Source organism: Polynucleobacter sp. SHI8 (assembly GCF_027944005.1).
Lineage (GTDB): Bacteria > Pseudomonadota > Gammaproteobacteria > Burkholderiales > Burkholderiaceae > Polynucleobacter.
In genome coordinates this window covers 1,960,822-1,974,275 of the sequence record NZ_AP027204.1, presented here as the reverse complement: position 1 = coordinate 1,974,275, position 13,454 = coordinate 1,960,822, and the positions used below count along the sequence as shown (strand labels likewise).

Annotated in this window: 14 protein-coding genes; 11 read left to right on the top strand and 3 right to left on the bottom strand. The window is 42.5% G+C overall.

From position 1 onward, the window contains the following. The first annotated feature begins 1 nt into the window (after position 1). The 11 genes from QMN06_RS09910 to QMN06_RS09860 all read left to right on the top strand — a co-directional run bounded on the left by QMN06_RS09910 (position 2) and on the right by QMN06_RS09860 (position 10,366). Complete coding sequence (locus QMN06_RS09910; RefSeq protein WP_281969963.1) at positions 2 to 1,006, top strand: chlorophyllide a reductase iron protein subunit X; 1,005 nt, start codon at positions 2 to 4, stop codon at positions 1,004 to 1,006. 4 nt (positions 1,007 to 1,010) lie between these two features. Then, the gene (gene bchY / locus QMN06_RS09905; protein WP_281969962.1) at positions 1,011 to 2,537 is read left to right on the top strand and encodes a chlorophyllide a reductase subunit Y; all 1,527 of its coding nucleotides are present in this window, start codon (positions 1,011 to 1,013) and stop codon (positions 2,535 to 2,537) included. Next, positions 2,537 to 3,994, top strand: a complete 1,458-nt coding sequence (gene bchZ, locus QMN06_RS09900; protein ID WP_281969961.1) for a chlorophyllide a reductase subunit Z — start codon at positions 2,537 to 2,539, stop codon at positions 3,992 to 3,994. The genes bchY and bchZ overlap by 1 nt, the downstream gene beginning before the upstream one ends. A 115-nt stretch (positions 3,995 to 4,109) precedes the next feature. Next, positions 4,110 to 4,256, top strand: a complete 147-nt coding sequence (pufB, locus tag QMN06_RS09895; protein ID WP_281969960.1) for a light-harvesting antenna LH1, beta subunit — start codon at positions 4,110 to 4,112, stop codon at positions 4,254 to 4,256. Positions 4,257 to 4,287: 31 nt separating this feature from the next. Then, on the top strand, positions 4,288 to 4,509 hold the full coding sequence (locus tag QMN06_RS09890; RefSeq protein ID WP_281969959.1) for a hypothetical protein: 222 nt from the start codon (positions 4,288 to 4,290) through the stop codon (positions 4,507 to 4,509). A 10-nt stretch (positions 4,510 to 4,519) separates the two neighbouring features. Next, complete coding sequence (gene pufA / locus QMN06_RS09885) at positions 4,520 to 4,690, top strand: light-harvesting antenna LH1, alpha subunit (protein ID WP_281969958.1); 171 nt, start codon at positions 4,520 to 4,522, stop codon at positions 4,688 to 4,690. 94 nt (positions 4,691 to 4,784) lie between these two features. Continuing rightward, positions 4,785 to 5,609 (top strand): photosynthetic reaction center subunit L, encoded by an 825-nt coding sequence (gene pufL / locus QMN06_RS09880; RefSeq protein WP_281969957.1) that lies wholly within the window; start codon positions 4,785 to 4,787, stop codon positions 5,607 to 5,609. A 20-nt stretch (positions 5,610 to 5,629) separates the two neighbouring features. After that, positions 5,630 to 6,622: a photosynthetic reaction center subunit M gene (pufM, locus tag QMN06_RS09875; RefSeq protein ID WP_281969956.1), complete on the top strand. Its 993-nt coding sequence runs from the start codon at positions 5,630 to 5,632 to the stop codon at positions 6,620 to 6,622. After that, positions 6,622 to 7,665, top strand: a complete 1,044-nt coding sequence (pufC, locus tag QMN06_RS09870; protein ID WP_281969955.1) for a photosynthetic reaction center cytochrome PufC — start codon at positions 6,622 to 6,624, stop codon at positions 7,663 to 7,665. Before pufM ends, pufC begins: the two co-directional genes overlap by 1 nt. 81 nt (positions 7,666 to 7,746) lie before the next feature. Further along, positions 7,747 to 9,294 (top strand): phytoene desaturase, encoded by a 1,548-nt coding sequence (locus tag QMN06_RS09865; RefSeq protein WP_281969954.1) that lies wholly within the window; start codon positions 7,747 to 7,749, stop codon positions 9,292 to 9,294. Continuing rightward, entirely contained in the window at positions 9,284 to 10,366 is a 1,083-nt protein-coding gene (locus tag QMN06_RS09860; protein ID WP_281969953.1) for a phytoene/squalene synthase family protein, read from the top strand. Before QMN06_RS09865 ends, QMN06_RS09860 begins: the two co-directional genes overlap by 11 nt. Positions 10,367 to 10,378: 12 nt before the next feature. Here the strand turns inward: QMN06_RS09860 and QMN06_RS09855 are convergent, their stop codons facing one another. The 3 genes from QMN06_RS09855 to QMN06_RS09845 are packed head-to-tail and all read right to left on the bottom strand — an operon-like array spanning position 10,379 to position 13,453. Then, on the bottom strand, positions 10,379 to 11,269 hold the full coding sequence (locus QMN06_RS09855) for a carotenoid 1,2-hydratase (protein WP_281969952.1): 891 nt from the start codon (positions 11,267 to 11,269) through the stop codon (positions 10,379 to 10,381). A gap of 17 nt (positions 11,270 to 11,286) precedes the next feature. Beyond that, complete coding sequence (gene crtD / locus QMN06_RS09850; RefSeq protein WP_281969951.1) at positions 11,287 to 12,774, bottom strand: 1-hydroxycarotenoid 3,4-desaturase CrtD; 1,488 nt, start codon at positions 12,772 to 12,774, stop codon at positions 11,287 to 11,289. After that, positions 12,767 to 13,453: a spheroidene monooxygenase gene (locus tag QMN06_RS09845; protein ID WP_281969950.1), complete on the bottom strand. Its 687-nt coding sequence runs from the start codon at positions 13,451 to 13,453 to the stop codon at positions 12,767 to 12,769. The genes crtD and QMN06_RS09845 overlap by 8 nt, the downstream gene beginning before the upstream one ends. Position 13,454 lies beyond the last annotated feature (1 nt).

The window sequence follows — 13,454 nt, the reverse complement described above, 5'->3', positions numbered from 1 at the left end:
TATGAACAGTCCTATACCAGCTGAAGCAACAGTACAGTTTATGAATTTAAAAAAAGAAGCAGCGATTGAACCGGATCCGGTTTCAACAAAGCCTGTGACAAAAGAGACACAAATTATTGCGATTTATGGCAAGGGTGGTATTGGTAAAAGTTTTACCTTAGCCAATTTGTCCTACATGATGGCACAGCAGGGTAAAAAAGTTTTACTCATTGGTTGTGATCCAAAAAGTGATACGACATCTTTACTATTTGGTGGTAAGGCATGTCCGACCATTATTGAAACATCATCGAAGAAAAAACTAGCTGGCGAAGCTGTAGAAATTGGTGATGTATGTTTTAAACGTGATGGCGTTTTTGCGATGGAGTTAGGTGGACCAGAAGTCGGTCGTGGTTGTGGTGGTCGCGGAATTATTCACGGCTTTGAAACTTTAGAAAAATTAGGCTTCCATGATTGGGGATTTGATTATGTTCTCCTCGACTTCTTAGGTGATGTGGTTTGTGGTGGTTTTGGCTTGCCGATTGCACGTGACATGTGTCAAAAAGTGATTGTTGTAGCGAGTAATGATTTGCAATCTTTATATGTCGCCAATAACGTTTGCTCTGCAGTGGAATATTTCCGCAAATTAGGCGGAAATGTTGGTGTAGCTGGCATGGTCATTAACAAGGATGACGGTACTGGTGAAGCGGCTGCTTTTGCAGAGAGAGCCGGCATACCTGTCTTATCAGCGATTCCGGCAAATGAAGATATTCGTCGCAAGAGTGCGAATTACGAGATTATTGGTAAGCCAGATAGCGAGTGGGCCAGTTTGTTCGATCAATTAAGCGAGAACGTAGCGATAGCGCCACCAGTAAGACCAAAACCTCTGACACAGGATGAGTTACTCGGATTATTCTCCGGAGATCAAGTTGGACGCCATGTTGTTCTTGAGCCAGCGAGTTTGTTCGATATGGTAGGCAAGCATGAAGTCCATAAAGATTCTTTAGAAGTGATCTACGACAAAGCCTAAAAAAATGACTGAAAAAATCATTCCAATACTCGCCAATTCGCAGGCTGTCTCAGTCGATGGATTAGGCTGTCATTCAGGGGCAGAGCAAATGATTGAAGCTGCTAAAGCAGCCAATAAATCAGAAGTGCTACAACGTTACGCAAAAGATTATCCCAAAGGCCCTCATGATCAACCGCAAAGTATGTGTCCAGCATTTGGCTCTTTGCGCGTCGGGCTTAGAATGCGTCGCACTTCAACGATATTGTCAGGATCTGCATGTTGTGTCTACGGACTCACATTTACTTCACACTTCTACGGTGCAAAAAGAAGTGTTGGCTACGTACCATTTAATTCAGAATCATTAGTTACCGGTAAATTGTTTGAAGATATCCGTGAAGCTGTGTTTAAAGAAGCTGATCCTGAAAAATATGATGTTGTGGTGATTATTAATTTATGTGTACCCACAGCGAGTGGTGTACCTCTGCAGTTATTGCCCAAAGAAATTAATGGTGTACGAATTATTGGTATCGATGTACCAGGCTTTGGAGTACCAACGCATGCTGAGGCGAAAGATGTATTGGCCGGTGCCATGCTGAAGTATGCAAGAAATGAAGCTGAGGCTGGTCCAGTAACGGCACCTCGCCAAGGAGTCTCCGATAAACCGACGATTACACTTCTTGGTGAAATGTTTCCGGTCGACCCTGTAGGAATTGGCATGATGCTAGAGCCAATGGGTCTTGCTGCTGGTCCAGTAGTTCCTACTCGTGAATGGCGTGAGTTATATCAAGCTCTCGACTGTGCGGCAGTCGCGGCAATCCATCCTTTTTATACAGCAAGTATTCGGGAGTTCAAAGCAGCAGGTAGAAACATTATTGGTTCGGCACCGATTGGTTACGAAGGAACAGCCGCTTGGTTAGAAGCAATTGGTAAGTCCTGTAATGTTTCAGCCGACATGATTGCTGCGGCACAAAATAAGTTCTTACCAATGATCAAAGGTGCGCTTGCAAGTAAACCGATTCAGGGACGTATTACCTTAAGTGGATATGAGGGTTCTGAGTTATTGGTAGCTCGTCTTTTAGTTGAGAGTGGAGCTGATCTGCGTTATGTGGGTACCGCTTGTCCGAAGACAGAGTGGAGTGCTGACGACAAGGCTTGGCTAGAGTCCAAAGGAGTACGCGTGCAATACCGCGCTTCCTTAGAAGATGATTTAGCTGCAATCGATGAATATAAACCTGATCTTGCTATTGGAACAACACCAGTTGTCCAAAAAGCTAAACAATTAGCAATTCCATCCTTGTACTTTACCAACTTGATTTCTGCAAGACCATTGATGGGAGTTGCAGGTGCAGGTTCTTTGGCGCAAGTCATTAATGCTGCGATTGCAAATAAACATCGTTTTAATGAGATGGAAGAATTCTTTGAAGGTGTTGGCACAGGTCATGCAACTGGCGTTTGGGATGAGGTACCTGTTGATCGCCCAGATTTTAAAGCTGATGTTCGCCGTCGTTTAGACAAAGCAGCTAAAAAACGCAAAGCAGAGGAGATGGGCTAATGTTGATATTAGATCATGATCGCGCTGGTGGATATTGGGGAGCAGTTTATGTCTTCACCGCAATTAAAGGCTTACAAGTCGTCATTGATGGGCCTGTTGGTTGTGAAAATTTACCAGTAACTTCTGTATTACATTACACCGATGCTTTGCCGCCTCATGAGTTACCCATTGTTGTGACAGGTCTTGCTGAAGAACAGCTTGGACGTGAAGGGACGGAAGAGTCCATGAAACGTGCCCATAAAGTTTTAGATCCTGACTTGCCGTCTGTTGTTGTTACAGGCTCTATTGCTGAGATGATTGGTGGTGGTGTCACTCCAGAGGGAATGAATATTGCTCGCTTCTTACCAAGAACCATTGATGAAGATCAATGGCAAAGTGCGAATCGTGCCATGTATTGGTTATGGACTGAGTATGGTGTCAAACACATTCCAGAAAGACCACCCCGTCAAGAAGGTGAAAAGCCACGGGTCAATATTATTGGACCAGCCTACGGTACTTTTAATATGTACAGCGATGTTGCTGAGATCAAGCGTTTAGTCCAAGGTATTGGTGCAGAAATCAATATGGTGTTTCCACTAGGTTCTCATCTTGCAGATATTCCTAAATTAGTAGATGCAGATGTCAATATCTGTATGTACCGTGAATTTGGAAGACTATTGTGTGAGAACTTAGATCGTCCTTATTTGCAAGCACCCATCGGGATGCAAAGTACGACACAGTTCCTGCGTAAGTTGGGGGAATTATTAGGCATTGATCCAGAGCCATTTATTACTAAAGAAAAAAATACTACCTTAAAACCTATTTGGGATTTGTGGCGTTCTGTTACACAAGATTTCTTTGGTACAGCGAGTTTTGGTATTGTTGCCAATGAAACGTATACCCGAGGTATGAGGAGTTTCTTAGAAGATGAGATGGGTTTGCCATGTAATTTTGCGATTCCAAGAAAACCTGGTGATAAAACCAATAACCAAGAGATCCGGGAATTAGTACAAAAGAAAACTCCCCTGATCTTATACGGAAGCTATAACGAAAGGATGTACGCTGCAGAAGTAGGTGGAAGAGCTGCTTATATTCCCGCGTCATTCCCCGGAGCAATTATTAGACGCCATACTGGAACACCTTTTATGGGGTATGCAGGAGCGACCTACATCATTCAAGAATTCTGTAATTCCTTATTTGATGCATTGTTCCATATTTTGCCTTTAGGTACTGATCTCGATAAGGTAGAAGCGACATTAGCGAAAGCGGGTCAATTAGACAATCTTCCTTGGGATGAAAAAGCGCAAGCCATCTTAAATCAGATTGTTGCAGATCAACCTGTCCTCACACAAATCTCGGCAGCAAAACGTTTGCGAGATCGTGCTGAACGTGAAGCTCGTTTAGCAGGGGCAACACGTGTGACAGAAGAATTATTAAACCGAATCCAAGCTTCTGCTGGTGCAGGAGTGAGCTCATGAGTAAGCAGTTAAAGATTACTCTGAGTAAAAAGAATATGACGGCTTATCGTTATATCCCAAAGCTACACGGGGTGAGTGTAGTAACAGCAGTATGTAATTTTGAGGAGTAATCAACATGAGTGAAAACAGATCTCTATCTGGTTTGACAGATGATGAAGCAAAAGAGTTTCATACATTTTATGTTCAAGGACTAGTTGGCTTTACGTCAATTGCCGTCGTTGCACATATTCTTGTATGGGCTTGGCGTCCTTGGTTCAATTGATTTTTTATTAACAAAAAATAAAGGAATTACCATGCAAGAGAAAACAGAATCTATATCAAAACTGATGAAGAGTGACTCCGTGTCATTCAAAACTATTTTTATTTTATGTTTTGCAATTTTCTTTATGGTGGCCTTATTTGCGTTATTTCTCCCGATGCAATGGCGTGGATGGTTGCCGGGCTCTGAAGGGGATAAATCATTTTTTGAATCAGTAAATGTAGGTGTTTATAGCTTTATGTCTTACTTAACATAGGAGAAGCATTATGTGGAGAATTTGGAAACTGTACGACCCATTACGGGCGATGGTAGCTCAAGGCGTTTTTCTCTTTGCATTGGCAGCTATGATTCATTTGGTTTTATTGAGTACCAATCAATACAAATGGCTCGACGGTATGTCACAAGCGCAGTATATGCAGTCTCGCGCTGCAAAGTAAAAAGTTTTACCAAGCCTTGGAAGTGGTTGGCAACAATTTTCTTCCAAGCATAAATTCAGTAGTTGTTTAATTTTATGAAATAGGAGAGCACATCATGGCGATGCTCAATTTTGAAAGAAAGTATCGGGTTAGAGGTGGAACCTTAATTGGCGGAGATTTATTCGACTTTTGGGTTGGTCCGTTTTATGTCGGATTTTTTGGAGTAACCACCCTCTTTTTCAGTTTTTTAGGAACTGCCATGATTTTGTGGGGTGCTGCGCACCAGGGTACATTTAATGTGTGGACCATTAACATTGCACCACCAGATCTAAAGTATGGATTAGGGCCAGCACCGATGATGGAGGGCGGTTTATGGCAAATTATCACGATCTGTGCTCTTGGTGCTTTCGGTTCTTGGGCCTTACGTGAAATGGAAATCGCTCGTAAATTGGGTATGGGGCTCCATGTACCCTTTACCTATTTAGCCGCAGTATTTGCTTACTTTTCATTGGAAGTGATTCGTCCAGTAATGATGGGTGCTTGGGGTCACGCATTCCCATACGGCATTATGAGTCATTTAGACTGGGTCTCTAATACGGGTTATCAATACCTGCATTTTCATTACAACCCTGCACACATGATTGCTGTATCACTTTTCTTTGGAACAACATTAGCACTTTCATTACATGGCGCATTAGTGCTGTCTTCTACCAACCCAGGCGTTGGACAAACCGTCAAAACTCCAGAGCATGAAGATACTTTTTTCCGTGACTTAATTGGTTACTCCGTGGGTACTCTCGGGATTCATCGAGTTGGAGTCTTTCTCGCCGTTGCCGCCGTATTTTGGAGTGCAGTATGTATCATTTTAAGTGGACCTTTCTGGACTCGTGGATGGCCAGAGTGGTGGACATGGTGGTTAAACATGCCTATTTGGCACTAACAGAATAGGAGATTATAAAAATGGACTATCAAAACTTATTCACTCAAACCCAAGTCGTTGGCCCTGAAAATCACGGGGTGCCAATTAACTCCTATGACCAACGTGAACGTTCAAAAGGTATAAGGTTTAATTATTTACTAGGAAAAATAGGTAATGCCCAGTTAGGCCCCATCTATTTAGGTCGGCTTGGTGTAGCATCCATCATCTTTGGAGTATTGGCATTCAACATCATTGGTTTTCATATGCTAGCTCAAGTGAACTGGAGTCCAATTGAATTTGTACGTCAGTTATTTTGGTTATCGTTAGATGCTCCATCGCCAAAGTATGGATTACGTTTAGCACCTTTAAGTGAAGGTGGTTGGTGGAATATCTGCGGATTATTCCTAACAATTTCTATTTTATTGTGGTGGATGAGAACTTATAGAAGAGCGAAAGCTTTAGGTATGGGAACGCATATTGCCTGGGCCTTTGCTGCAGCCATTTGGTTATTTTTGGTTTTAGGTTTATTCCGCCCTGTCCTCATGGGTAGTTGGAGTGAGGCAGTTCCATTTGGCATATTCTCTCACTTAGACTGGACAGCTGCCTTATCGATTCGTTACGGTAATTTGTTTTATAACCCGTTTCACATGTTATCTATTTTCTTCTTATATGGTTCAGTGCTCTTGTTCGGGATGCATGGTGCAACCATTCTAGCTGTAGGTCGCTATGGTGGTGAGCGAGAGATTGAGCAAATTGTAGACCGTGGAACAGCATCAGAGCGTGCAGCATTATTCTGGCGTTGGACAATGGGTTTTAACGCAACGATGGAATCGATTCACCGTTGGGCTTGGTGGTTTGCAGTTTTATGCCCAATTTCTGGTGGTATTGGAATCTTGTTAACTGGAACCTATGTAGATAACTGGTATGTTTGGGCAATGAATCATGGTATGGTTCCTTCCTATCCACTCACCAATGTTATCGACCCTGCAATTGCTACTCCACCATTCAACCCTCCAATGGAAGGAGTTAAATAATGAAAAAAGCAAATTTTTCATTCATCGTATTACTAAGCGCGATGATGGTTCTATCCGGATGTGAGAGACCAGCTTTTCAGAAAGCCCAAAATGGCTTTCGTGGAACAGCGATGGTCGATATTCAAAATCCTCGGATTAATGCAGATAAAGCGAAGTTAAATGAATTACCACCTTCTACAGGTGCTGCACCTGCAGAAGGGGATAAAGCATCGAAGGTTTACCAGAATGTACAGGTATTAGGAAATTTAAGTCAAGCACAGTTCACGACATTTATGGTGAGTATGACAAATTGGATTGCGCCAAATCAAGGTTGCGTCTATTGCCATAACCCAGCGAATTTTGCAGAAGACTCTAAGTACACCAAAATCGTCTCACGTCGAATGATTCAGATGACACAAAACATTAATGTGAATTGGAAAGATCACGTACAGGGAACTGGCGTAACGTGTTATACCTGTCACCGTGGAAATAATATTCCGCAAAATGTTTGGTTTAAAGAGAATCCTCAAAATGCAACTGGAACAGCACTTGGTAATCGTAATGGACAGAACCAGGCTTCTGAGAGCGTTGGATATGCATCTCTAACGTATGAGCCATTCTCAAAATACCTCTTAGCAAGCAATCCAGCCCGTATTCAGGGGAAAGATGGTTTACCGAATGGTAATGTGCACTCCTTGCAAGAAACTGAAGATGTTTATGGTTTGATGATGCATTTCTCTAAATCATTGGGCGTTAATTGCACGTATTGTCATAACTCAAGAGCTTTTTCAGATTGGTCTCAAAGTACTCCGCAACGCTCTCAAGCTTGGTATGGCATACAGATGGTGAAGGATGTTAATAACACGTATATGAACTCTTTATCTGGAGTATTTCCGCCACATCGATTAGGCAAAGAAGGTGATGTTGCGAAGACTAACTGCTTGACTTGTCATCAAGGTATAAATAAACCCCTATATGGCAAAAGTATGCTTGCTGATTTTCCGTACTTAGCACAAACTTACCCAACAACTGTAGCAACTGAGAAAAAAGTTGCTGCTAAATAGGTGTATTGGTGTTGTAGCGCTGTTTTATGGCGCCTCCGGGCGCCACTTTTTTTATTAAAGGTCATTGTAATGGATACTCAAGTGGATCGTTTTAAAATTCCATTTCTTACGAGTGATGATAGGGCTCAACCAGAAAACAATCGAGTAATTGTGTTGGGCACTGGTTTTGGAGGTTTAGCTGCGGCCATTCGATTAGCAGTAAAAGGCTATGAAGTCACTGTGCTTGAAAAACTTGATTCTCCAGGTGGTAGAGCGTATGTTCATCGACGCAATGGCTATATCTTTGATGCAGGACCAACCATCATTACTGCGCCATTCTTATTGGAAGAATTATGGACGCTATGTGGTAAGAAAATGAGTGATGATATTGATTTGCGATTAATGGATCCCTTCTATCAAGTACGTTTTAATGATGGACGAATTTTTAATTACACTGGCGATCCTGAAAAAATGCGCGCGGAGGTTGCAAAATTTTCACCAAGTGATTTACCTGGCTATGAAAAATTTCTAAAAGAAGCGGAAAAGTGCTACAAGCTTGGTTTTGAAGATTTAAGCGCGGTTGCCTTCACCAAATTAACTGATTTATTAAAAGCCTTACCAAGCATGATCAAAATGAAGGCCTGGGAGAGTATTTACCAACTCGTGGCCCGATACTTTAAAGATCCCCAGTTACGTCAAGTGATGAGCTTTCATCCATTATTAATTGGTGGAAATCCATTTTCTGTAACCGCTGTTTATGCTTTGATCAATTCTTTAGAGCGTAAATGGGGTGTTCATTCTGTTATGGGTGGAACTGGGGAATTAATTCGTGGGATGGTAAAGCTCTTAGATGGATTGGGAGTCAAAATTCGTTATGAGAGTGAAGTAACAAAAATTAATATTCAAGAAAATAAAGTTAATGGTGTAACTTTGGCTAATGGTCAAAAGCTCTATGCTGATCATGTAGTTTCCAACGCAGATTCAGCATGGACATATCGTTATTTGGTAGAGGAGAAGTATCGTAAACACTGGACCAACCGTAAGGTTGAGAATGGTCGATACTCCATGAGTTTATTTGTTTGGTATTTTGGTTCGAAACGACAATATCCAGAAGTACCACATCATATGATGTTATTGGGTGATCGTTATGAAGCCCTCCTCACAGATATCTTTAAAAAACATCATTTAGCTAAAGACTTTAGTTTATATTTGCACAGACCCACAGCAACTGATCCATCTCTGGCTCCTGAGGGGCATGATACTTTTTATGTGTTATCTCCAGTACCGCACCTCGATGCAGGAGTGGACTGGTCAGAGCATATGGAGTCATATCGTCAGTCTATACAGACATATTTAGAGCAGACCGTATTGCCTGAGTTGGGTGAGCATCTCACCGAATCTTTCTGTATGACTCCACAAGACTTTAAAGATCGTTTGTTGTCGTACAAGGGAGCTGCTTTTGGATTAGAGCCCTTGTTACTTCAAAGTGCATGGTTTAGGCCACACAACATCAGCGAAGATGTTCAGGGTTTATATATGGTGGGTGCAAGTACTCACCCAGGAGCTGGGATTCCAGGAGTTTTATCATCAGCAAAGGCCTTAGAGAGTGTTATGCCTACAGTAAATACAAGGAGTAAGTATGTTTTCTAAATTACTTTTAAATCCAACTATTTTCTTGCAAAAAAGTTCTTTAATGGCACATAGCTCTGCTAGTAGCCCATCGGATACCATTCAGTGTGAAGAACTCATGCGTGGTGGGTCTAAATCATTTTTTGCGGCTTCTCGAGTACTTCCCAAGCGTGTCCGCAATCCAGCAATTGCATTGTATGCTTTTTGCCGTTTGATGGATGATATCGTCGATGAAGGCGGTGAGGATATTCGAATTATTCAAACCCTCAAGCAACGACTGGATTTGATTTATGAAGGTAAGCCATTAGACGTCCCCGCTGACCGAGCTTTATCCCTGGTGGTTGCTCAATATAAGATTCCAAAAACCTTACTTGAGGCATTATTAGAAGGTTTTGAATGGGATAAGATGGGCCGGCGCTATAACACCATTGAAGATTTATATGCCTATGCTGCACGTGTAGCTGGAACAGTTGGCGCAATGATGTCTTTAATCATGGGGACGCGTCAGCAGCTACCACTGACTAGAGCTTGTGAACTTGGCTTGGCGATGCAACTGACCAACATTGCTCGTGATGTAGGTGAAGATGCCAAAAATGGTAGATTATATTTACCACTGGATTGGATGCGTGAAGAGGGTATTGATCCAGAATCATGGTTAAAGGATCCTATATTTACTCCACAAATTGCACGTGTGGTTGATCGACTTTTGAAGACTGCGGATATGTTGTATCAAAGATCTCAAAATGGGATATCGCAACTTCCGAGGGACTGTCGTGCGGCAATTTATGGCGCAAGGTTAGTGTATGCTCAAATCGGTCGTCAAATCGAAAAACAAGATTTAGATTCTGTATCACAGAGAGCAATAGTTTCCAGCGCCAAGAAAAAACTCTTGATGTTAAAAGCCTTATCTGCAACGATTCACGTGGGTCAAGTCAAGATTGATTTAGAGCCGATTGAAGCGATTCAATATTTAGTGGAAGCAGTGCCTTATGAGGATCCATATGCGCACTATGCAGGAAGCTTTGAGCAACGCATGGTTTGGGTCATCAATACCTTAGAAAAAGCTGAGAGACATCGTTTAGCTCGGATGTAGCCGATCCACTCCTTAAGTGATCCGAGGCATTCTCCAAGGGAGCATCATTTGTACTGCTGTTGAGGAAAATCGTGGCACATTCAAAGTCTCGTGCATACAAACGAGATTATCTTCCCCTAACCAGTCTGCCTGCAAAATTGAACGACTATAAAAAGGCGTATCTTCTAGATCTTGGATAACCATAGGCTTCGTTCTATCGGAGCGTAAATGCCTTTTAATTTTCCACATAGTTGGTGGCAAAGAGAATCTATTGCCAATGTCAAAGTTATCCACCGTGCCATCACGGTTGAATTTGATTGCTAGTAAATTTTCAGTACCATTTTTTTCTCGAACATCATAAATAACTGCCGTACTTTGATCTTTTAATAAAGCACGAGCCCAGTCCCACTCATGGAAAGGGCGGTTAATTGGCTCATCACCTTCATTGGAGTCTAGGTAAGCATGACCAGACCAATGAAGATTGGGCTCGGAGAAATCTACTTCAACTCTAGACGTTGGCGCTAGAGGCCCCCAACGATGTTTACCCTGTTGATCTAAGGGGACTGAGTAATTAAATAATTGTTCTGGATGAACTGTTACTTTACCAATCACCTTTTGCCCGAATGGGACAGCACGTTCTTTGATGTTGATGACGAGTGACTTGCCATTCCAATGTAAGTCACTTGGTCCAATTTGAAAATGAGTTGCATCACGCTGCACAAAACGTTTACCACGCTCTGTCATCGTCCAGCGTTTTTTCCCAGGACTATAAATAGCGACATTCAGACAACAGTAATGATTAGGGTCTGCAAGTTGTTTACGATTTGCCCATAAATAATAGGGTGAAAACACACTTCCAACAAAAGCGATGATCGTAATACCATGCTTACCATCATCACTGATGCCATCTACATACCACCACAAGTACCCACCATTTGGAACTAGCTGGTCAAAGGCAGGCGATCCATCAGGGTTGCGGCCGCCAGTCTTCCTGACAGAGCTGCCATCGGCACTCCTGGTCCCGGATGAACGCTCCCACCCGCTAGGAATAGATTCTTGATGTTGGAGATTGAGCTGGGGCGTTGAAAAGAGCTCATCCAGCCGTGGGTTGCCATGCCGTAAAGGGCTCCACCCGTTGCTGGAAATAGTTGATGAAAGTCTTGAGGTGTCGTGCGCACCATTTGCCATGTGCTTGGATTGATTTGAAAACCACTCTTGCCAAGTAGTTGAAAGACGTGGTTTTGACATGACTCGATCTCCTTAGAAGATTGGGGTTGGTTGCCATTAGCAGGGGCATTGACGAGTAGTAAATATTTTTCGGTTGATTGATTAATCTGCTCCGTATGGATTCTACTTTGTGCGCAGAGATACACCGTTGGTTTTTTAGGAAGTTGATGCTGATCAAAGATGTCAGTAAACTCAGATACATAATTTTCATCAAAAAATACATTATGATGACTGAGATCAAATTGATTACTTGGTGCTTCAACCGACCAAGTAACTGCAGATAGTGATGGAACGGTTGGTATTGGTGGAGTTGCTGACTGAGTTGCGCTCCCTAATAAACCAGATCTCAAGGCGGCAATATCGCCATTAAAGATGACAGCATCTGCCTGAATAATTTCCCCGGTGAAGAGTTCAACTTGAGAGACCTTATTGCTAGATACGATGATTTGTTTGACCTCGGTATTACAAAGAATTGAAGCACCTCTTGATCTTGCTAACTTCGCTATTGTTTGGGGAAGTTGTGTCATACCCTCTTGAATTGACCAAACGCCAGCCATTTCCACGTGAGCAATTAACATCAATGTGGCAGGTGCTAAAAACGGGGAGGAACCGCAGTAGGTGGCATACCTTCCAAACAGTTGTTGAAGCCTTGGATCAGGAAAAAATTTCTCAAGCGATTTCCAAAGACTTTTAAAAGGGCCAATACCCATTAATGTTTTGGTGCCCGTTAGTCCCAATTGACTCATCATACTGGGCATCGTTGGGCGTCGCGCTCGGATGTATGGAGTTTCTAGCGACTCATATACTTTTTTACTCACACGACAAAATTCTAAAAATAAATCTGCTTGTTTTTTTCCAGAAAAATCTTCAATCGCTTTGGCGCTTAAGTGTTGATCAGCAAAAAGATCGAGTTGCTCTTTACCCCAAAAGTGTCGCGCTAAGACAGGCAAGGGCGTCGTGGAGATATATTGATTAAAGTTTTCATCACATTCACGAAACAGCTCCTCAAAAACCCAGCGCATCGTAAAAACAGTTGGACCTGAATCAATCGCAGAAGAGCCTGCGCATACGGTTCTGATTTTTCCTCCAACTTGATTCTCTTTCTCTAGGAGGGTAACGTCATATCCTTGGTGAGCAAGTTTTAAGCAAGCACATAGTCCAGCGATACCACCACCAACAATCACGATCTTTTTTTTAGCCATATGTTTTACCCCGCCATACACCATGGGGATTGATCGGAATAAATCGGGTGAACATCGACTCAGAAAAAAACTGCCCTTGATAGGCAGTTTGAATCGCTTCTAGATGGGCACCACTTCGGGCGTAAAGATCCATAGCACTCGTCGACTCCCACATCGTGAAAGTTGCTTGACGAAGGTAGGGTGCTTCACCTAAGCCTGCGGCTAACAGACAACCAGGAGCTTGTTCAAGAGATGCTTGTGCTGGAGGGGCTTTTCGCCAAAATGAAGGCGCTTTAGAAAACTTGATAGATGCTCTCGTAATACCTGCAATCGGTCCACTTAAAGGAGCTTCTTGCGTGACTTCAATTGTATTTTTTGACCAAGTCCCTTTTGAAGAATAGGCTTGGAGGATCACAGAAAAATATTCACTTGAGTGATCTTGGTAGGCTTGGAGTATAGGTGAATGCTCTAAAAAGTCTTGCGCTTGTTCTAAAGTATCAAAGACACAAAAAAGTCCTTGTTTATTAAAGCTTGGCTTGAGGTCAAACCCCCCATGCCTGCCAGAGCCAAGCACTTTAACAAATTGCAATCCAGGGATGTTTCTAAAAGGATATTGACCGATCACTAAACGCGATATCCCCCAAGGTAAAGAGCTTTTTTGGTAGTTCACCAGACTCAGTACCGCAGTTTGTTGCGTCATA